We start from the raw sequence: 21,504 nt of genomic DNA on the forward strand, positions 1-21,504 counted from the left end.
TACATAATAAAGGGGTAGTAAAGAATGCCTAACAGTCAAAAGATTCGTCATTCGTTATCATCTGCGCAGTCTGGTATGTGGTTTGCGCAACAATTAGATCCGCTTAATCCAATTTACAATACTGGGGAATATGTAGAAATAAACGGAAATATTCATCAAGAAATTTTCGAATTAGCTGTACGTAAAGTTGTAATGGAAGCAGAAGCACTTCATGTTCGCTTCGAGGAGGATGAAATTGGCCCATGGCAAGTTATTGAAGAATCACAGTTTCATATGCATTTTATTGACGTTCGTAAAGAAGAAAACCCTGAAGAAGCTGCTAAAGTATGGATGAAAAATGATTTATCTATGCCAGTCGATTTGAAAAAAGATACATTATTTACTGAAGCACTTATTCAAGTTGAAAATAATCGTTTCTTTTGGTATCAGCGCATCCATCACATTGTGATGGATGGCTATGGATTTTCACTTCTTAGCCAAAAAGTAGCGAATGAGTATACATCACTTATAGAAGAAACAAACAAGAATGAAAAGCCATTTGATTCTCTTACAAAAGTCGTGCAAGAAGATATTGAGTATCGTGAGTCTAAAAAATTTCAGGAAGATCGTACTTTTTGGTTAGAAAAATTTGCGGATGAACCAGAAGTTGTAAGCTTGGCAGAGCGAGCACCGAGAACATCAAATGGATTTTCACGAGAAACAGCTTATTTATCTAGTTCTAGCACGAAAACTTTATTAGAAGATATCAATATTTCGTTAACAAGTTGGCCGGAATTCATTGTCGCTGTAACAAGTATCTATATGCATAAGTTAACAGGTGCACATGATATTGTTTTAGGTTTACCGATGATGGGACGTCTAGGTTCGGTATCTATTCATACACCAAGTATGGTAATGAATTTAGTGCCACTTCGTATTACAGTAACTCCAAATATAACTCTTGCGGAATTATTGCAACAAGTTTCTAAAGAAATCCGAGATGTACGTCGCCATTATAAATACCGTCATGAGGAATTAAGAAGAGACTTAAAGTTACTAGGTGAAAATCAAAGGTTGTTTGGACCGTTAGTGAATGTTATGCCTTTTGATTACGGGCTAAATTTTGCTGGGAATCGTGGTATTACGCATAATTTATCAGCAGGACCTGTCGATGATTTATCAATAAATGTATATAAACGTTTTGATGCAAATCCTGAAGTATATAATGGCGCGGAGCTAGCATTGCATAAAGAAAGATTTATGAATCTATTTGAATTAGTAGTAAATAATTATGAGAAAAACGAGTCGATTGGAAAAATAAACATTACTCTGCCTGAAGAAAATCATAAAGTTTTATTGGAATGGAATGAAACGAAGGAAGACGATGAGTTAATCAGTCTGCCTATATCATTTGAAAAACAAGTGCAAAAAAATCCCAATAAACTAGCCATTACTTGTGAAGGTGTAAACCTTACGTATAAAGAGCTAAATGAACGAGCGAATGAACTAGCACATTATTTAGTAGAAGAAGGAATACGACCAAACCAGTTTGTAGCTTTAGTATTCCCTAGATCAATAGAAATGGTAGTTAGTATGCTAGCAGTCTTAAAGGCTGGTGCAGCGTATTTACCAATAGATCCAGAATACCCAGCAGAAAGAATTAATTATATAGTAAATGATGCAAAACCAGTTTGTATCATAACACATTCATCTGTTTCATCTAAGTTAGTTATAGAAAATGATATGAAAAAAATTGTATTAGATGAAGAAGAAACGAAACTAGCGTTATATACATATTCTCGTATGAATATAGCATGTAAGAATGATGTATCACTTTTAAACCCAGCCTATGCAATATATACTTCAGGCTCAACAGGAAACCCAAAAGGTGTAATTGTTCCTATGAGAGGTTTAAGTAACTTTTTAATGGCTATGCAACAAAAGTTTTCATTAAATGAAAATGATCATTTATTAGCAGTTACAACGTTTGCATTTGATATTTCTGCTCTAGAAATTTATTTACTTCTTATTAGTGGTGCAAGTTTAACAATTGCGCAAAAAGAAGACATACAAGAGCCTTCTGCATTAACGACACTTTTACATGAAGAAAGAGTGGCCATTATGCAGGCTACACCGACGCTTTGGCAGGCGTTAGTAACTGATTATCCAGAGAAGCTACAAGGGCTAAACATACTAGTTGGTGGTGAAGCTCTTTCAGCGCATTTAGCAAATAAATTAAAAGAATTAGGTTGCTCAATAACTAATTTATATGGACCAACTGAAACGACGATTTGGTCTACTTTCATGAACATTGATGAAGGTGAAAAGGGTATACCTCCTATTGGAAAGCCAATTTGCAATACAGAAGTGTATGTATTGGATGCAGGGTTACAACCAGTTCCACCTGGAGTTATTGGGGAATTATATACTGCAGGGGAAGGACTTGCAAGCGGATATTTAGGAAAACCTGAGTTAACAGCTGAACGGTTTGTTGCAAATCCTTATGGAGAATCAGGGAAGCGCATGTACCGTACAGGAGATCTTGTGAAATGGCGTAGTGATGGTGCGTTAGAGTACATTAGTCGCGCAGATCATCAAATTAAAATTCGTGGATTCCGAATTGAATTAGCTGAAATTGAAACGGTATTACAACGACATGAAAATATTCAACAAGCGGTAGTAATAGTACGAGAAGATCGTCCAAATGATAAACGCATCATTGCGTATATCGTTGCAGAAGAAAAGGAACCGATTAATCTTTCAGAAATTCGTTCTTATGTTTCAGAAAGTTTAGCGAATTATATGATACCATCGGCATTTGTTGTGCTAGAAGAATTACCATTAACGCCAAATGGTAAGGTTGACAGAAAGAAATTACCTGCTCCTGATTTTAATGGAATGAACAATGAGAGAGTTGCTAGAAATCCGAAAGAAGAAATATTATGTGATTTATTTGCAGAAGTACTTGGTGTTTCTCGAATTAGCATTGATGATAATTTCTTTGAAATGGGTGGACATTCACTTCTCGCATCTCGTTTAATGGCAAGAATTCGTGAAACGTTAAGTGTGGAATTAGGAATCGGGAAACTATTTGAATCACCAACTGTTGCCGAACTGGCGAAACAATTAAACGATGCAAAAAGTGCAAGACCAGCTATTCAGAAAGCAAGTAGGCCAAATGAAGTTCCACTTTCATTTGCACAGCGCAGGTTATGGTTCTTAAATTGTTTAGAAGGTCCAAGTCCTACTTATAATATTCCGCTAGTCATTCGTATGAATGGAATATTGAATCGGGAAGCATTACAAGGTGCTTTTTATGATGTAGTTGAGAAACATGAAACACTTAGAACAATTTTCCCTAACGTATTAGGTAGTTCTTATCAGAAAATTTTAGATATGGAAAACTTAAATCTAGAAATGGTTATAACTAATACATGTAAAGATGAATTAGAAAGTGTACTTTCAGAGGCGGTAAGGTATAGTTTTAACCTCGATTTTGAGCCGGCAGTTCGTTTGCAACTTTTTACAGTGAGTGAAAACGAACATGTATTATTAATTCTATTACATCATATTGTAGGTGATGGCTGGTCATTACAGCCGTTAACGAGAGACTTTACAGCGGCGTATAAAGCGCGATGTCAAGGTGACAGAGTTCAGCTGGAGTCACTTCCCGTTCAATACGCAGATTATGCACTTTGGCAACAGCAATTGCTAGGTGATGAAACGACACCAGAGAGTCTTATTTCAACACAATTAGATTTTTGGAAAGAAGAACTTAAAGGTTTACCAGACCAAATGGAGTTACCTACAGATTTCCAGCGTCCAATTGAGACGAGTTACCGCGGGGAAACAATTCATTTTCATATAGATGAAGGTATGCATAGTAGGTTAGTAGAGCTTGCACGTGAAAATGGAGCTAGTTTGTTTATGGTATTGCAAGCAGGGCTTAGTGCACTATTTACAAGATTAGGTGCAGGCACTGATATACCAATTGGAAGTCCGATTGCTGGAAGAAATGATGATGTACTCTCTGACATAGTCGGCTTATTTGTAAATACATTAGTGTTACGTACAAATACATCAGGAGATCCAAGTTTTAAAGAATTATTGAATAGAGTAAAGCAGACAAATCTTGCAGCTTATGAAAATCAAGATGTTCCATTTGAACGACTCGTTGAAGTGTTAAACCCAGTGCGTACTCGAAACAGCCACCCGTTGTTTCAAGTTATGTTAGCTTTCCAAAATACGCCAGAAGCAATCTTTGATGCCCCGGATATAGAAGCGAGCCTTGAAATTCAAAGCGTCGGTTCTGCAAAATTTGACTTAACATTTGAAATTAGTGAGAGTAACGGGGGTGACGGTACTCCGAAGGGTTTACATGGATTACTAGAGTTTAGTACCGATTTATATAAACGTGAAACGGTTCAAAAACTAATAGAAAGATTTATTTTGTTATTAGATGATGCAGCGAAACATCCGGATCGATCAATTGGCACATTAGAAATATTAACTGTAGCAGAGAAAAATACAGTGTTAGAAAAGTGGAATGGTGGTTTTCAAATTGCACCAGAAATGACATTGCCACAATTATTTGAAAAGCAGGCTCATATAAATCCAAATTCTATTGCTGTTGTCTTTGAAGATAAGAAATTAACTTATGAAGAGTTAAATAGAAAAGCAAATAAAATAGCTCGATTCCTAATAGCAAAAGGGATTGGTCCTGATCAACTCGTTGCTTTAGCGATGCCAAGATCATTAAACATGGTTGTAAGCTTATTAGCTGTTCTTAAAGCTGGTGCTGGATACCTTCCGTTAGATCCAGATTACCCAGCAGACCGTATTTCATTTATGCTACACGATGCGAAACCATCATGTGTTTTAACGAATTCAGAAGTGGAAATTGAATGTAATGAGGCACTAAAAGTTTTAATTGATAATGTAAAAGTAATAGCAGAAGTTGAGAAATATAGTGAAGACAATATTGATGAAGTGGAACGCATTAAGCCATTATCTCCATCACATATTGCTTACGTTATTTATACGTCAGGGTCAACAGGTAGACCGAAAGGCGTTATGATACCTCATCAAAATGTAGTAAGACTTTTAGGAGCAACTGATCATTGGTTCCAGTTTGACGAAAACGATGTTTGGACGATGTTCCATTCATATGCTTTTGATTTTTCGGTTTGGGAAATTTGGGGACCTTTATTATATGGAGGGCGTTTAGTTGTAGTGCCACATACTGTAAGTCGCTCGCCGAAAGAATTTTTACAGCTTCTTGTTAAAGAAAAGGTTACGGTTTTAAACCAAACTCCATCAGCGTTCTATCAATTGATGCAAGCAGATCGTGAAAATGAAGAGATTGGTCAAAAATTATCTTTACGATATGTTGTTTTTGGAGGAGAAGCACTTGAGCTAAGTCGCTTAGAAGATTGGTATAGTCGACATCCTCATAACGCACCAAAGCTTATTAATATGTACGGTATTACGGAGACGACAGTACATGTTAGTTATATTGAAATAGATGAAACTATCGTCTCTTTACGAGCAAATAGTTTAATTGGGTGCAGTATACCTGACCTTAAAGTGTATGTGTTAGACAACTATTTACAACCAGTGCCACCTGGAGTAGTTGGAGAAATGTATGTTGCAGGTGCAGGGCTTGCGCGTGGATATTTAGGAAGAGCAGGATTAACGGCTGAACGCTTTATCGCAGATCCATTTGGCAAGCCAGGTACAAGAATGTATCGTACAGGAGACTTAGCTCGCTGGCGTAAAGATGGGACGCTAGATTATATAGGACGTGCAGATCATCAAATCAAAATTCGTGGGTTCCGAATTGAATTAGGAGAAATAGAAGCAGTCATAATGAAGCACCCTAAAGTTGAGCAAGTAGCCGTTATTGTACGTGAAGATCAACCAGGGGATAAACGGTTAGTTTCTTATATCGTTGCATCAAATAATGAAGCGATTGATACGAATGAAATGCGTCAGTTTGCTAGTGGTAGTTTACCAGATTATATGGTTCCATACGCTTTTGTAGTAGTAAATGAGTTACCTTTAACTCCAAACGGTAAATTAGATAGAAAGGCATTGCCAGCTCCAGAATTTATTGCATCATCTTCTAGTCGTGGTCCAAGAACACCGCAAGAAGAAATGTTATGTGACTTGTTTACAGAAGTGCTAAGTGTACCTCAAATTGGAATTGATGACGGATTCTTTGATCTTGGTGGCCATTCACTCCTTGCAGTGCAACTTATGAGCCGCATGAAAGAGGCGCTTGGAGTGGAACTAAATATTGGCACTTTATTTGCAGCACCGACTGTTGCAGGGTTAGCTGAAAGACTTGAGATGGGGAATGGTCAAAGTGCACTTGATGTGTTGCTTCCATTACGAGCAAGCGGGGATCAATTACCACTATTTTGTGTACATCCAGCTGGTGGATTAAGTTGGTGCTATGCAGGACTTATGAAATCTTTAGGAACAGATTATCCAATCTATGGTGTACAAGCACGAGGTATTGCTAAAAATGAAGAACTTCCAAAAAGTTTAGAGGAGATGGCGGCGGATTACTTGAAACATGTTCGTGAAGTACAGCCTCATGGACCATATCGTTTACTAGGTTGGTCGCTTGGAGGAAATGTTGTGCATGCAATGGCGGCGCAATTACAAAATGAAGGGGAAGAAGTAGAATTACTCGTTATGCTTGACTCTTATCCTGGACACTTCTTACCGAATACGGAAGCGCCTACTGAAGAGGAGGCGTTAATCGCATTACTTGCTTTAGGCGGATATGACCCAGATAACATGGATGGTAAACCACTTACAATGGAAAGTGCAGTTGAAATCCTTCGTAAAGATGGAAGTGCATTAGCAAGTCTTGAAGAAGAGACTATATTGAACTTGAAAGAAACATATGTAAATTCAGTAGGGTTGTTAGGGAAATATGTACCGAAAGTTTATAACGGAGATATCTTATTCTTTAGATCTACTGTTATACCAGACTGGTTTGATCCTATTTCTCCAAATACGTGGCTAAATTATTTAGATGGGCAAATTGTGCAGCACGATATTGATTGTAGACATAAAGATCTATGTCAGCCAGGTCCACTTACGGAAATTGGACAAGTATTAGCGAAATATTTGCAGAATAAGAAAGGGGTAAGTAGAGTATGACGAATCCATTTGAAAATGATAATTACACATATAAAGTATTAATAAATGAGGAGGGCCAGTATTCTCTCTGGCCTGCTTTTCTCGATGTACCTATTGGCTGGAATGTCGTATATGAAGAAGCTAGTAGGCAGAGCTGCTTAGAATATGTTGAATATAACTGGAAAGATTTGAATCCACAAGGTAATCAAGTTCGCGAAAAAACATTAGTAGGAAAACGATAATGAAAGAAAAACTAAATCCAAAAGTAGTTGTAAGTATCGTTTATATAACTGCGATGTTTATGGCTGCGATGGACGCAACGATTGTAAATGTAGCACTGCAAACGATAAGTAGAGAACTACAAGTACCTCCATCTGCAATGGGGACGGTGAATTTTGGATATTTAGTTAGTTTAGCTGTTTTCCTTCCGATTTCTGGTTGGTTAGGAGATCGTTTTGGTATGAAAAGAGTATTTTTAATTGCTCTTTTCGTATTTACAATTGCATCTGCTTTATGCGGAATGGCTAACGATATTACTTCATTGAATATTTTCCGTATTATTCAAGGTGCTGGCGGAGGGCTTTTAACACCGGTCGGAATGGCGATGTTATTTCGAACATTTTCACCAGAGGAAAGACCGAAGATTTCCCGGTTCATTATACTTCCAATTGCTGTAGCACCAGCAATTGGTCCTATCATCGGTGGTTTCTTTGTAGATCAAATGTCTTGGCGTTGGGCATTTTATATTAATCTACCGTTTGGAATCGTTGCATTGCTATTTGGACTTCTATTTTTAGCAGAACATGTTGAAAAATCAGCTGGTCGCTTTGATTCGCTCGGCTTTATTTTATCAGCACCAGGATTTGCGATGCTCATATATGCACTCAGCCAGGGACCATCAAAAGGGTGGATTTCTCCAGAAATTATGAGTACTGGGATAGCTGGGGTTGTATTCATTACATTGTTTATAATTGTAGAACTGAAAGTAAAGCAACCGATGTTAGATTTACGCTTATTAAAAGAACCAGTCTTTAGAAAGATGAGCATTATATCATTATTTTCATCAGCTGGTTTATTAGGAATGTTATTTGTTTTTCCTCTTATGTATCAAAATGTGATAGGAGTTTCTGCACTGGAATCAGGACTTACGACATTTCCAGAGGCGATTGGATTAATGATTTCTTCACAAATTGTACCATGGTCATATAAGAAATTAGGAGCTCGAAAGGTAATTTCTATTGGATTAATATGTACGGCGGTTATATTTGTTTTATTGAGTTTTGTAAATCACGATACGAATCCGTGGCAAATCCGGGCATTATTGTTTGGTATCGGTATTTTCTTAGGTCAATCTGTCGGTGCGGTTCAATTTTCTGCCTTTAACAATATCACGCCGCCTTCTATGGGGAGAGCGACTACTATATTCAATGTGCAAAATCGACTAGGTTCAGCAATAGGAGTAGCGGTTTTAGCTAGTATACTAGCTGGTTTTGGAGGTAATAACGTTCAATCCGATTTTTTACCATATCAAGCAGCATTAATTGGGTCAGCAATATTTTTGCTCATAGCACTACTATTTTCTTTACGTATTTCCGATAAAGAGGTAATGTCAAAGAAGAAAGAAAAAACATTATCTGTATCAGAAAAAGAGAAAGTACTTGTCAATGAATAACAATATACGTATGCTTTTTTATGAAAATTGATATTCGTTGAATAAAGGAGAGTTTACATGATAGAAAGTAAAGTTGTAGATTCTATTCCAACTTTGAATGAGAATGATTGTCAAATATGGTGGGCAAGAATTTCGGATTTACAATCATGGCATTACAATTTACTAAATGATATAGAGCGAGAGAAAGCAAATTCGTATCATCATTCGGCAGATCGAGCTCGTTTTATAATAGGTTGCGTAATAAGTAGATTAGTTCTCGGCAAGATACTTTCTATGTCACCAGTCCAAGTACCAATTGATCGAATGTGCTCAGTATGTAAATTGCAGCATGGAAGACCACAATTACCAGAAGGTATGCCGCAATTATCCGTTTCGCATTCAGGTGAGTGGGTTGTCGTTGCATTTACAAAATCTGCACCTGTTGGCATAGATGTAGAACAAATGAATCCAAGTATAGATGTTATGAAAATGGCAGAAGGTGTATTAACAGACATTGAAATAGCGCAAGTTATGAAACTGCCAAATGAACAGAAAATAGAAGGTTTTTTAACATATTGGACTCGAAAAGAAGCGGTGCTGAAAGCGACAGGTGAAGGACTAATGATTCCACCAGTACATATTACAGTATCAGCTCCAAATGATCCTCTTCATTTGTTCTAATACTTTACTTACTGGCTCCATCTTTATTCTCCTTTATTTAGAAAAAATAAAAACCACTTCAAGTAAATGAAATGGTCTCTGGAGAAACAAGGGATAGAAAAATAAACCGATACAAATCGGCATTTTCTTTCGCTTGTCTCTGTCCTTTTACCTGAGAGATTATCCGCTATATTAGCGGATTTGCTCCTTCGGTGCTCGTTTTCCTCCGCGCTCTATGAAAGCGAGAGGGAGTCTCTCCAGAGATTCGTCCCCATGCAGTTCTACTTGTAACCAAGACCTGAGAGTTTCAAAGCTGGTATAACAACTTTTTGCCCCGTCGGTAGATCAATAGACCTTCTCCTGAATGGTTCATCCGAATTATAAAATTTATAAACACATTGATTGTAAATCAATAAAAACATTATAGACATACAAATTGTGAATTGCAATCATTTTTTATTTTAAAATAGTAAATAGTTTTATTTTTTTGTAAGTCCTAATTTATCTTCAACTTCATTTAAAGTAGATAAAGCGATGACAATATGTTGATCCGCAAGTCCTAAAGCTTGTTTTGTTTTTTCAATAGTTTCATCGGTTGGAGTAGAGTTATTTGCTCCGTCTATAATTAAATTTGCTGCATTTTTCATGAAATTTGATGCGGATTTAAACTGAGGTGTGAATTGAATTAGTTGTTTTTGTATATCTATATCTGCTATATTTTCTTCAATTTTAAGCGTGTCTATTTCGTTCATAATTGTTTCGTACTGCTTGGAAACAGCACTCATTGTAACTAATAGTTTATTTCGATCTACTGAATCTCCATTCGTGTTAATCTCTTCCCAGGCAGGTAACCAATCTTTTTCGATGATGTCATTATAATGAGTAGTCAATTCATTAATTTTAGGTTGTAATTTAGTTTTGAAAGTTTTTGTATCCGCTGTTTCTACAGTTGCTTTTTCGTTGTTATTTTTAACATTAGTAACATAGAAAATCGTACCGAAAATGATGAAAATAGAAATAACAACTGTCCATTTAGTAAAAAGTAATTTCTGCAATATGTAACGCCTCCAAAATTTAAAAACTTATAATTATAATATATAACAATAATGTTGTTTAAAGTAGAGAAAATAGGTTAGAAATAATTAAAATTATTTCTTCTCTATACATAAATAATTAAAGTTAGTAAAATGATGAAAGTTATATGCGAGAAAAGAGGGTTTTTAGTGAAAATGAATAGAAGAAAACTGGTTTTAAGTATTTCAATGGCTATGTTATTAGTTGGTTTAATTGCATTCATATTTATGAATAAAGAATCTAAAATTAAAGATTTTCCAGTGCCAATGTCAGCAATCCATATTAACGATGATAAGGAAGAGGACTATCAATATATAAGTGTAATGCCAATTACAAAGGCGAGTGGATGGGAGAACTTAGGGGAAAATGGGCATACTGTTAGTTTTAAAAAAGGGGAGCGGAAGGTAGCAGTAGTACATTATCCGGGAGAAATTACGTATTATTTATTTGAGAAAAAGATGAATAAGGGAGATTAGCTAAAGATGTAATTCATTAAGAGTTACATCTTTTTTTATTCTGAATCATTTGAAATTAAATTCGATAGATGTTTTGATAGATGTAGTGATAAATATGATTAGTTCTATATGTCTATAAAAAGTATTAGGGTGATTATAAAAATATTATGTGAACTAATTATTGTGAGAAGAAGATAAATTATATGCTAAAGGGGGAATTAAAAATGCTACTAAAAACAATCTACTGTAAGGTGGAAGAAGAGAAAAAGGAATTGTTTTCAAATGCGCAAGGAAAATGGCGTGATATACGGCACCTAGATGGTTTTCATGGACAATTTGGTGGATGGTATGAAGATGAGGCATGTGTATTTACTTTATGGGAAGATAGAAGTACATATCAATCATTTATGAAGGGTGCTCACGATACAATTTATTTAAATAGTAATCAAGAGGATACGTTTCTTGCATGTGAAATTGAATTATTTCAAACGTTGTATGATATAACTGATACGCATTTGAAAGACGTTGTTACAGAAGGATCATTCGTAAGAGTTGCTATATGTGATGTAAAGATGGAAAAGGAAAATCATTTTTTACATAAGCAAGAAACAATTTGGAATAAAGGAATGGAAAAAGCAAAAGGAATGTTAGGTGGAGTAGTTGGGAAGTCTTTAAAAAATGAAAATCGTTACATAGTGTTAACGTATTGGAAAGATGAAAAGACACATCAACATTATGTGGAAGAGATTTTCACAGATTTATATAAATTAGCTAATATTCATGAAGAGATAGAAGAGATAAAAGGAAAACAAGCTGTATGTAAGGAAGAATGGCTTGTATATTAAACGCTGAAAAAGTGCATAAATGAATGTATAATAAAGATATTTTCTTATAAACAAGTAATTAATAGAAGACGTTATATACCCTTTCATGTTAATATATTTAAGTTATAATAGGAGGCTTACCCTTTTGTATTGTACGGTAGAAGCAGTGTGAGCTTGAAATTTTTTTTAGAAAAGGATGTGCCTAATTTGCGTATCAATAAATTTATTAGTGAAGCTGGAAAAGCGTCTCGACGTGGAGCGGATAAACTAATTAATGAGAGAAGAGTAATTATTAACGGTAAGGTTGCAAAAATTGGTGACCAAGTGAACCCAGGTGATGATGTACGAGTAAATGGAGAGCAGCTTCGAATTGCTCGAGATCACGTATATATCGCTTTAAATAAACCAGTAGGTATTACATGTACGAGTGAAAAATCAGTAAAAGGTAATATTATTGATTTAGTGAATCATCCTTTACGAATTAGCCACATTGGACGTCTTGATAAAGACTCTGACGGTTTAATTTTGTTAACGAATGATGGCGATATTGTTAATGAGATTTTACGTGCTGAAAACAAACATGAGAAAGAATATATCGTTTCAGTAGATAAGCCAATTACACCTGATTTCTTAGAGAAAATGGCAGCGGGTGTTAAAATTTTAGGAACAAAAACGCTTCCTTGTGAGATTACACAGTTATCAAAATATGAGTTCCAAATTATTTTAACACAAGGGCTAAATCGCCAAATTCGCCGTATGTGTGAAGCTTTAGGTTATCAAGTATACACGTTAAAACGTACGAGAATTATGAATATCGAATTGAATAATTTACCAGTTGGGCAGTGGAGAGATTTAACGAAGAAAGAGAAAAGACGTCTATTCGCAGACTTAAATTACGAATCACAAGATTGGTAAAATTGTGAAGTGAAACCAAAAAAATTTGGTTTCGCTTTTTTAAATTAAATAAATAATTTTTTTAAACACTTGCAAAAATAAAATGAATAAGATATATTAAATAACAATAAATGGATGTTTTACAAAAAGCAAAGAAAAGGACACGAGTTATTTTACCCGGTTATACAGAGAAGGAAGGAAAGCTGAGAACTTCCTAACGCAGAAAAATAACTTACCACCTTAGAGCTGCACTAGGGAAATGAAGTATCTAGTGCCGTGTATGCGACGTTATCGCAAAAGAAGCCATTATGTTTTTTTGTGATGGGAATCTGGGTGGAACCACGGATATAAGCATATTCGTCCCTATATTTAGGGATGAATATGCTTTTTTGCATTCAATTTCATAATAAGCGAAGAAAAGGACACGAGCTATTTTACCCGGTTATACAGAGAAGGAAGGAAAGCTGAGAACTTCCTAACGCAGAAAAATAACTTACCACCTTAGAGCTGCACTAGGGAAATGAAGTATCTAGTGCCGTGTAAACGACGTTACCGTAAATGAAGCCATTGTATATTTACAATGGGAATCTGGGTGGAACCACGGGTAAAAGCACGCTCGTCCCTATTTTAGGGATGAGTGTGCTTTTTATTATGAAATGGAGAGATGAAAAATGAAAGAACAAATGATTGAAATTAAATTTCCAGATGGTAGCGTTAAAGAATTTGTAAATGGAGTTACTTTAGAAGAAATTGCTGGATCCATTAGCAGTAGTTTGAAAAAGAAAGCAGTCGCGGGGAAAGTAAATGATGGATTATATGATTTACGCCGAGATATTGAAGAAAATGCGGAAGTGGAAATCATTACTATAGATTCAAATGAAGGGGTAGAAATTGCAAGACACTCCGCGGCACATATTTTAGCGCAAGCTGTAAAAAGATTGTATGGTGATATAAATCTTGGAGTAGGACCTGTTATTGAAAATGGATTTTATTATGATATGGATCTTCCAAGTAGTGTAAACATAGAAGATTTACGAAAAATCGAAAAAGAAATGAAAAAGATCATAAATGAAAATATAAAGATAGAACGAGTTGAGGTTTCTCGAGAAGAAGCAGCTAAACTGTTTCAAGAAATGAACGACCGCTTGAAATTAGAACTTTTAGAAGCAATTCCTAGTGGGGAAAGTGTAACACTATATAAACAAGGTGAATTTGTAGATTTATGTAGAGGACCACATTTACCATCTACAGGTTATTTGAAAGCATTTCAATTAACTCACGTTTCCGGTGCATATTGGCGAGGTGATAGTAATAACCAAGTGCTTCAGCGCATATATGGTGTTGCATTCTCTTCTCAAAAAGAATTAGAAGAGTATTTACATTTCGTTGAAGAAGCAGCAAAAAGAAATCATCGTAAGTTAGGCAGTGAGCTTGAGTTATTTATGTTTTCTGAAGAGGCTCCGGGAATGCCGTTTTATTTACCGAAAGGACAAATGATTCGTAACGAATTGGAAGCATTTTTAAGAGAAATTCAAAAAGAGTATAAGTATCAAGAAGTACGCACTCCGTTCATGATGAACCAAGAAGTATGGGAGAGATCAGGGCACTGGGGACATTATAAAGATAATATGTATTTCTCTGAAGTAGATAATAAAAGTTTTGCATTAAAACCGATGAACTGCCCAGGGCACATGCTTATGTTTAAAAATCAATTGCATTCTTATCGTGAATTACCGATTCGTATGTGTGAATTTGGTCAAGTACATCGTCATGAATTTAGTGGTGCGTTAAACGGATTATTAAGAGTACGTACTTTCTGCCAAGATGATGCACATTTATTTGTAACTCCAAAACAAATTGAAGATGAAATTAAATCAGTAATGGCGCAAATTGATTACGTATATAAAACTTTTGGATTCGAATATGAAGTAGAGCTTTCTACTCGTCCAGAAGATTCAATGGGTGATGATAAATTATGGGAGCAAGCAGAAGCGGCATTAGAAAATGTATTACAATCGCTAAATTATAAATATAGACTAAATGAAGGTGACGGTGCATTTTACGGGCCGAAAATTGATTTTCATATTAAAGATGCTTTAAATAGAAGCCACCAGTGCGGAACAATCCAGCTTGATTTCCAAATGCCAGAGAAATTTGATTTGAATTATATAGATGAAAATAATGAAAAGAAAAGACCAGTTGTTATTCACAGAGCAGTTTTAGGGTCATTAGATCGCTTCTTAGCAATATTAATTGAGCACTTTGGAGGTGCGTTCCCGGCATGGGTGGCACCAGTTCAAGTGAAAGTAATTCCAGTTTCAAATGCAGTACATGAACAATATGCCAATGAGATTGCACATAAATTAGCACAAGCTGGAGTTCGTGTTGAACAAGATGCACGAGATGAAAAATTAGGATATAAAATAAGAGAAGCACAAATGCAAAAAGTACCGTATGTTCTTGTTATTGGGGATAAGGAAATGGAAAACGGAGCTGTAAATGTACGTAAATATGGGGAAGAGAAGTCAGAAGTTATTGCGCTAGATGTATTTGTGGCAAGTATTGAAGAAGAAATAAAGAATAGAAAATATTGATTGTAAAGAAAACACACTATTAGCAATTAGTGTGTTTTCGTTTTTATCTTACAAAAATGTAAGGTAAATGTAAGCGAAATCGAGGGAACGAGTTGTAGAAAAATGAGAATATGGAGTAGGAAATAGGTTCATGTTAAGGGTGTAACTCTTATTGAATGAATAATTAAAAAAATCTTAAGAATTCACATGGCAAAATAATAAGAAATATGTGAGAAATTAATTTTATACAAAAGGGATGGAGTGAAAGAGATGTCAACAAATGTAGTTACTGTAGAAAGTGTAGAAAAAACGTATGGGAAAAGAAATGAGAATCAGTCAAAAGCATTAAGGGGTGTATCGTTAAGTATTAAAGAAGGAGAATTTGTCGGGATCATGGGACCTTCTGGGTCTGGCAAAACGACTTTACTTAATGTGATAAGTACACTTGACCAAGCGACAGGTGGTAGTGTGACGATAGCTGGTACAAATATTACTTCTATGAAGGGCAATGCGTTATCTGATTTTCGCTCTCAAAAATTAGGTTTCATTTTTCAAGATTTTAATCTTCTAGAAAACTTATCAATTTATGAAAATATAGCTTTACCACTTTCTTTGCAAGGCGTACCGTCAAGTGAGATTACTGGAAAGGTAAATGACGTTGCCAAGAAATTAGGTATCACCGAAATTTTAACAAAATATCCGACGGCTGTTTCTGGAGGACAAAAGCAAAGAACAGCGGCGGCAAGAGCTTTAGTACATAATCCAGCAATTGTATTAGCAGATGAACCGACAGGTGCGCTTGATAGTAAAAACGCAAAAAGTTTATTAGAAGCGATGCAAGATTTACATGAAAATCACAATGTAAGTATTTTGATGGTTACACACGATGCATTTAGTGCAAGTTATTGTGAGCGTATTTTATTTATTCAAGATGGTCTTCTTTATAAAGAATTAAATCGTCAAGGCACTCGAGAGAATTTCTATCAAGACATTTTAGATGTGCTCGCTCATATGGGCTCAGCTGCTGAGTCTAAGTAGGGGGGCGAAACTATGTTATTTAAATTATCACGTCATAGTATGAAAAAGATGTTAAAAGATTATATGGTTTTACTTATTGGCCTCGTTATTAGTATTAGTATTTTCTACATGTTCCAAACGATGGCGATGAATAGTGAATTTACGAAAGATAATAGTCTAATTAGTAGTATTAGACTCGTCTTTTGGGTAGGTGCAATACTATTATCTTTCATTACTGTATTTTATATTATATATGCCAACTCTTTCTTGCTCACATTAAGAAGAAAAGAACTCGGTATGTACATGATGCTTGGTGCAAAAAAGAAAAAAGTAGCACAGTTATTATTTATTGAAACATTCGGTATGGGTATTGTCAGTATTATTATCGGTATTTTAGTAGGGATGTTACTTGCAAGTGTAGCAGGAAACTTTTTAATGAATGGAATGGAAATTTCAGCAAAAGGTAGTTATGCATCTGTATACACACCAGCAATTTTAGTCACAGCTATTTTCTTCTTAATACTATTTTTCATTACTGGCTTAATGAACAGTGTCCGATTGTTACGTAAAACTGAACTAGAGTTAATTCGTGAAGATGAAACACTAGATGAAGTGAAGAAAAGTAAAACTCGCATTATCATAATGACAGTACTTGGTGTATTACTAGTAAGTACAGGGTACTATTTTATGATTAATGTAAAAATATATGCTGAATTAGGTTTTATTATAGCAACCATCGTTACAACACTTGGAATATATTTCATCTTTAGTTCATTACTCCCATTTTTTGTGATGAAAATTAAAGGAAATAAAAAACGAAATGAAACGGGCTTAAATAGTTTTACATACGCACAGCTACGCTTTCGAGTTAATAGTTTATCGAGAGTATTAGGTACTGTAGCTATGTTAATTGCATTAGGCGCAGGTGCGATGACGGCAGGTATGGCTTTCCAAAAAAATGTAGGTATTATGACAGACCTTTCTCGTGTATATGATGTTGCAATTCATGATCCAAACGAACAAGATACAGCAGCATTAAAAGAAATGGAAATTGTTGAAGAAAGCAAGTACAAATATAAAGTAGATGGAGAAGCGGTTTATTATTTACGTAACGACTTAACTGCGAAACCGCCACTTGTTTCAGACCATTTTGATACAAAAACTTTAAAAGAGCCTGTTCGCAAACGTGTGACTGAACCTTTAACTGAACCTGTATATTCAGCTTTAGAGGCTCCTGAATTAGCAAAATTCCCTCATATGCCAAAGGATTGGGAAGACGCAGTTGTAAGAGAGATACAAATTACGCATAATCAATTTAGCGGAAAACCAGTAAGAATTGCAGACGAAGAGCATTATAAAGGGATTCAAGGAACCGAACATACTGTAACATTAGCAAAAGTAGATGATATGAAAAAATATAAACCGTTATTGATCGAAATAGATAAGAGACAAAAAGCACAAATTGAAAAAGCAACAGGTGAAAAGGCAGACTTATTTACGAAAATGACAATTTATCAGTTTATGAACAGCTTCATGAGCGGAACGATGTTTATGGGATTTTTCCTCGGAATTGCCTTTTTAGCAATGATGGCAAGTTCCCTTATGTTCAAAATATTAACAGGTGCTTCTCGCGACGTACGCCGTTATGAAATGTTACGAAAAATTGGTGTGAGACGTAGTATGTTAACGAAAAGTATATATAAAGAAATTTCATATTTATTTATCTTCCCAGCGATCATTGGCATTTCTCACGTTTTAGTAGGGCTTAACTTATTCAGCTTTATATTAGTTGACCCGTTTGTGAAAGTGTGGGTGCCAATAGGAATCTTCTTAGTCATTTATTTCATGTATTACTGGATAACTGTTCAACTTTATAAAGGTATGGTAATGCCGAAAGAAGAGGTAGCTAAATAGTTTATGAAAAGAGTCCTTGTGTTGAAAGCAAGGGCTCTTTTCTATGTGTTTTTATAAAAATGTGTATGCGAGATGTTTTCAAATCTTTCTGTAATGAATATAACTTGTTAGACGTAATTCGTTATAACGTTGGATTATCACATTCTCAAACTGTCTTATTAGAAAAGGATTTAAAAAATCCATTGCCTACTAAGGTGATTGAAATGAAGCTACCGTTTTATTTCCTTATGGGGAAATATGACTATAACACTTCATTGCATGCAGCAAAAACATATTTTGATAAGATAGAAGCAGATCAAAAACAATTTATTACTTTTGAGAAATCAGCTCATTATCCACAATTTGAAGAGAAAGAAAAATTCTATAAGTGGATGTGCGATACATTCATAAAATAAAGTATATCCGAACTTTAGAGAATTGAAATAGTTAGCGAGATGTATAAAGATTTTTAGATGCATAGTATTAACTGAAGCGAAATTAAATAAAAAGACTCTTGATAAAAAATAAGAGTCTTAAGTACAACCAACTATGGATGACTTTTCTTTTTATAGAGAGATACAAAAATAAAAAAGATAGCTGAAGACAAATTGTTTTCAGCTATCTTTTTTTGCTTAAAGTGGAGGTAAATCAATCTTACCTTCTTCAAATAATTCTTTTATCATATGCTTCGTATAACCAGCGGCTTGACCAAATGTGATTTTTGCTGGCATTGGTGCTTCGTTAGCATCTACAACTACATCAATAATACATGGTTTATTTTGTTTTACTGCATTTTCGAAAGCGGGAAGTAGTTCATCTAAATTCTCAACACGGTATCCAATACCTCCACAAGCCTCTGCATATTTTGCGAAATCAGGGTTCGTTAAGTCTGTTTCGAATTCGATATTACCCATAACTTCTTGTTCAAATTTAATCATCGCAATTTTATTATTGTGTAATACGACGACAACGATTGGTAATTTATATTTTACAGCTGTTACGAAGTCATTCATCGTCATTCCAAATCCGCCATCACCACAAACTGCAAATACTTGTTTATCCGGGAAAGCAATTTTTCCAGCAAGTGCACCAGGTAAACCGCAGCCAAGTGTTGCGAGCCAGCTAGAAATGATAAATTGTTGGTTTGTCATACGGAAGTGTCTTGCTGTCCATACTGTTACATTTCCGACATCGACTGATAATATTGCATCATCATGAGCTACTTGCTGCAGAGCATGCATAACACGTTGTGGTTTAATTGGAATGGAAGAGTCTTCTTCTTGATCGTGTAATTTATCTTCCCACTTTTTCATCATTTCTTGGTGCTGTTCTAAGAAGGAATGGTCTGTGTGTTCTTCAACATTTTCAATTAACCATCGTAATGTTTTATCAGCATCACCAGCTAAACCAATATCTGTCGCATAACGTTTCCCGATTTGGGCAGGATCTGTATCGATATGAATTGTTTTTGCTTTTTCAGGTAAGAAGCCGGTGAACGGATAAGAAGTACCGACCATAATTAAAGTATCTGCATGCTTCATTGCTTCATAAGAAGGTTTCGTTCCAATTAATCCTAATCCACCAATACAAAGAGGGTGTTCATCAGGAATAATTCCTTTAGCAGGTAATGTAAGTACGATTGGAGCACCAATATGTTCTGCTAATGCAAGTAAAGATTCTCTCGCATGTTTTGTTCCTTTTCCAGCTAAAATCACAGGCTTTTTCGCTTCATTTATTGCGAGTTTCGCTGCATCTAAATCTTCTTTTTGTGGAAATAATTCAGGCAAAGTAAAAGAAGTATTTGTAACACGGGCACCATTTTTCACTTCAAATTTCGGGACATCATCTGGAATAGTAAGAACGGATACACCTTTTTTCGTATAAGCCATTCGAATTGCTTGATTCACTACGGCAGGTAGTTGCTCTGCTGACATAATACGCTGGTTATAAACCGCAACATCATCAAACATTCTTTCTAAATTTACTTCTTGGAAAAAGTCCGTTCCAAGTAAATCGGTTTCTACTTGACCTGAAATTGCTAGAACAGGGGCTTTATCGAGTTTCGCATCATATAAACCATTTAATAAATGAATAGCACCAGGTCCTGCAATTGCCATACAAACGCCAAGTTTTCCTGTTAATTTCGCATAGGCAGCCGCTGCTAGTGCACCAGCTTCTTCATGGCGAACTTGAATGAATTTAATTTTATCTTGTTTTTTTCTTAAAGCTTCAATGATAGAATTAATGGAATCTCCAGGCATACCGTATATGTGCTCTACTCCCCAATCAATTAATAAATCAACTAATGCTTCACCTGCTGTTTTCCCAAACATAATTGTTCCTCCTTATAATAGGTAGATAACATTATGTTTTGAATAAAAAGGAAAAATATACAAGTAAGAAATTTATCTAGTTATTTGTAATCCAAGAATCAGTGTGGGAGGAACAAAAGTTTCACTTTAGCAACTTTAATGATGACCAGCGAATAAAGTGAACACTGTTATTAGTAAAAAACCACTAGTTGCCCACATTAGAAATGTAAGGAAAGAGAGCTGTTTCTTAGCTTTCCAAAGCATTTCATGAATTGTGACATATCCAAGTGAACCAATAGCACTTCCCATAATGAGGCCTTGCAGGTGAAGAGCTTTTCCTTCCATCAAAATGCCAAAAACTGTGCCAGTACCGAGAATAAGAGAAAGTAATAAAGTCGTTAATAAAAAGGAAATATATTTATGTTTTGTAAAAAGAAATGGAATAATTAAAGCTAATCCTTCTGGAATATGGTGAACGACGATTGCTATTAAAAAGGGAATGGCAGAGTCATTATGATTTATAAAAGCTGTACCTAACGCAAATCCACTCGGTATATTATGAATAAATATAGCGAAAGAGAGAAAAAGGAAGGTTTGCCATGCTTGTTGATCTTTTTTATGTATCATTGGATGGTGACAATAGTTATCTAATAAGCTCATAACTAAAATACCGATAGCTATACTAAGTATAGGCCCAACCATTTCGTAGCTTGAAAATGTTTCAGGAATAATTTCAAGGGATAAAAGCCCAAGTAAAATACCACCACATAATGCGTATAAACGATGCATCTTTTCTTCAATAAGTTGGCGTGTTGCTACTCCAACAGCACCTCCTAATAGTAATCCACCGAACGAAAAAAATGTTACAATCATTGGAATCCATAAACGTTCCATAGTATCACACTCCGATTCTATTCCCTTATTTTTAGCTTACGAAAAAGAAAGTTAGATTAGTCCAAGTAATTGTGTTTGATTATAGAGAAAAAAGTAGTGATTCGTTATAATTTATATATTAAT

12 protein-coding genes, 2 pseudogenes, 1 riboswitch and 2 other annotated features are annotated in these 21,504 nt (G+C 35.2%); of the genes and pseudogenes, 11 read left to right on the forward strand and 3 right to left on the reverse strand.

Translation table 11 applies throughout. The features are described 5' to 3' along the window. Positions 1 to 24: 24 nt before the first annotated feature. The 4 genes and pseudogenes from MR169_RS21510 to sfp all read left to right on the forward strand — a co-directional run. Positions 25 to 7,155: an amino acid adenylation domain-containing protein gene (locus MR169_RS21510; protein ID WP_242319998.1), complete on the forward strand. Its 7,131-nt coding sequence runs from the start codon at positions 25 to 27 to the stop codon at positions 7,153 to 7,155. After that, positions 7,152 to 7,376 (forward strand): MbtH family protein, encoded by a 225-nt coding sequence (locus MR169_RS21515; protein WP_000184059.1) that lies wholly within the window; start codon positions 7,152 to 7,154, stop codon positions 7,374 to 7,376. Before MR169_RS21510 ends, MR169_RS21515 begins: the two co-directional genes overlap by 4 nt. After that, positions 7,376 to 8,806, forward strand: a complete 1,431-nt coding sequence (locus MR169_RS21520) for an MDR family MFS transporter (RefSeq protein ID WP_242319999.1) — start codon at positions 7,376 to 7,378, stop codon at positions 8,804 to 8,806. The genes MR169_RS21515 and MR169_RS21520 overlap by 1 nt, the downstream gene beginning before the upstream one ends. A gap of 57 nt (positions 8,807 to 8,863) precedes the next feature. Continuing rightward, positions 8,864 to 9,460: pseudogene (sfp, locus tag MR169_RS21525) on the forward strand (4'-phosphopantetheinyl transferase Sfp); the annotation flags it as partial. Positions 9,461 to 9,595: 135 nt separating this feature from the next. After that, positions 9,596 to 9,716: riboswitch (glycine riboswitch) on the reverse strand. A gap of 208 nt (positions 9,717 to 9,924) precedes the next feature. Here the strand turns inward: sfp and MR169_RS21530 are convergent. Next, positions 9,925 to 10,500: a hypothetical protein gene (locus MR169_RS21530; RefSeq protein ID WP_242320000.1), complete on the reverse strand. Its 576-nt coding sequence runs from the start codon at positions 10,498 to 10,500 to the stop codon at positions 9,925 to 9,927. A gap of 132 nt (positions 10,501 to 10,632) precedes the next feature. On the opposite strand from MR169_RS21530, the gene MR169_RS21535 reads away from it, so the two are divergent. From MR169_RS21535 to MR169_RS21565, 7 genes and pseudogenes are all read left to right on the forward strand, one after another. Further along, entirely contained in the window at positions 10,633 to 10,995 is a 363-nt protein-coding gene (locus tag MR169_RS21535; RefSeq protein ID WP_050569647.1) for a hypothetical protein, read from the forward strand. Positions 10,996 to 11,198: 203 nt separating this feature from the next. Beyond that, positions 11,199 to 11,819, forward strand: a complete 621-nt coding sequence (locus MR169_RS21540) for a DUF4937 domain-containing protein (protein WP_242320001.1) — start codon at positions 11,199 to 11,201, stop codon at positions 11,817 to 11,819. Positions 11,820 to 12,005: 186 nt separating this feature from the next. After that, complete coding sequence (gene rluF, locus MR169_RS21545; RefSeq protein ID WP_242320002.1) at positions 12,006 to 12,713, forward strand: 23S rRNA pseudouridine(2604) synthase RluF; 708 nt, start codon at positions 12,006 to 12,008, stop codon at positions 12,711 to 12,713. 122 nt (positions 12,714 to 12,835) lie between these two features. Continuing rightward, positions 12,836 to 13,060, forward strand: a binding site (T-box leader). Positions 13,061 to 13,096: 36 nt separating this feature from the next. Beyond that, positions 13,097 to 13,319, forward strand: a binding site (T-box leader). A 44-nt stretch (positions 13,320 to 13,363) separates the two neighbouring features. Further along, positions 13,364 to 15,286, forward strand: coding sequence for a threonine--tRNA ligase (gene thrS, locus MR169_RS21550; protein ID WP_242320003.1), 1,923 nt, complete (start codon positions 13,364 to 13,366; stop codon positions 15,284 to 15,286). A gap of 249 nt (positions 15,287 to 15,535) precedes the next feature. Beyond that, complete coding sequence (locus tag MR169_RS21555; protein WP_242320004.1) at positions 15,536 to 16,303, forward strand: ABC transporter ATP-binding protein; 768 nt, start codon at positions 15,536 to 15,538, stop codon at positions 16,301 to 16,303. 12 nt (positions 16,304 to 16,315) lie between these two features. Further along, positions 16,316 to 18,196 carry an FtsX-like permease family protein gene (locus MR169_RS21560; protein WP_242320005.1) on the forward strand — a complete coding sequence of 627 codons (1,881 nt, stop codon included), beginning with the start codon at positions 16,316 to 16,318 and terminating at the stop codon, positions 18,194 to 18,196. A 92-nt stretch (positions 18,197 to 18,288) separates the two neighbouring features. Beyond that, positions 18,289 to 18,591, forward strand: a pseudogene (locus MR169_RS21565) (hypothetical protein); the annotation flags it as partial. A 216-nt stretch (positions 18,592 to 18,807) separates the two neighbouring features. On the opposite strand, the gene MR169_RS21570 reads toward MR169_RS21565, so the two are convergent. Both MR169_RS21570 and MR169_RS21575 read right to left on the reverse strand, forming a co-directional pair. Beyond that, on the reverse strand, positions 18,808 to 20,508 hold the full coding sequence (locus MR169_RS21570) for a pyruvate oxidase (RefSeq protein ID WP_242320006.1): 1,701 nt from the start codon (positions 20,506 to 20,508) through the stop codon (positions 18,808 to 18,810). Positions 20,509 to 20,643: 135 nt separating this feature from the next. Further along, on the reverse strand, positions 20,644 to 21,381 hold the full coding sequence (locus tag MR169_RS21575) for a ZIP family metal transporter (RefSeq protein ID WP_242320007.1): 738 nt from the start codon (positions 21,379 to 21,381) through the stop codon (positions 20,644 to 20,646). Between the last annotated feature and the right edge of the window lie 123 nt (positions 21,382 to 21,504).

This window comes from Bacillus cereus group sp. BfR-BA-01349, from assembly GCF_022663795.1.
In the GTDB taxonomy this organism is placed as follows: Bacteria; Bacillota; Bacilli; order Bacillales; family Bacillaceae_G; genus Bacillus_A; species Bacillus_A cereus.

What these genes read in the sequence shown, in the direction of transcription:
- MR169_RS21515 (WP_000184059.1), top strand. Translation starts at nt 7,152, where the DNA reads ATGACGAATCCATTTGAAAATGATAATTACACATATAAAGTATTAATA.
- MR169_RS21540 (WP_242320001.1), top strand. Translation starts at nt 11,199, where the DNA reads ATGCTACTAAAAACAATCTACTGTAAGGTGGAAGAAGAGAAAAAGGAA.
- MR169_RS21510 (WP_242319998.1), top strand. Translation starts at nt 25, where the DNA reads ATGCCTAACAGTCAAAAGATTCGTCATTCGTTATCATCTGCGCAGTCT.
- MR169_RS21555 (WP_242320004.1), top strand. Translation starts at nt 15,536, where the DNA reads ATGTCAACAAATGTAGTTACTGTAGAAAGTGTAGAAAAAACGTATGGG.
- MR169_RS21520 (WP_242319999.1), top strand. Translation starts at nt 7,376, where the DNA reads ATGAAAGAAAAACTAAATCCAAAAGTAGTTGTAAGTATCGTTTATATA.
- MR169_RS21535 (WP_050569647.1), top strand. Translation starts at nt 10,633, where the DNA reads ATGATGAAAGTTATATGCGAGAAAAGAGGGTTTTTAGTGAAAATGAAT.
- MR169_RS21575 (WP_242320007.1), bottom strand. Translation starts at nt 21,381, where the DNA reads ATGGAACGTTTATGGATTCCAATGATTGTAACATTTTTTTCGTTCGGT.
- MR169_RS21560 (WP_242320005.1), top strand. Translation starts at nt 16,316, where the DNA reads ATGTTATTTAAATTATCACGTCATAGTATGAAAAAGATGTTAAAAGAT.
- thrS (WP_242320003.1), top strand. Translation starts at nt 13,364, where the DNA reads ATGAAAGAACAAATGATTGAAATTAAATTTCCAGATGGTAGCGTTAAA.
- MR169_RS21570 (WP_242320006.1), bottom strand. Translation starts at nt 20,508, where the DNA reads ATGTTTGGGAAAACAGCAGGTGAAGCATTAGTTGATTTATTAATTGAT.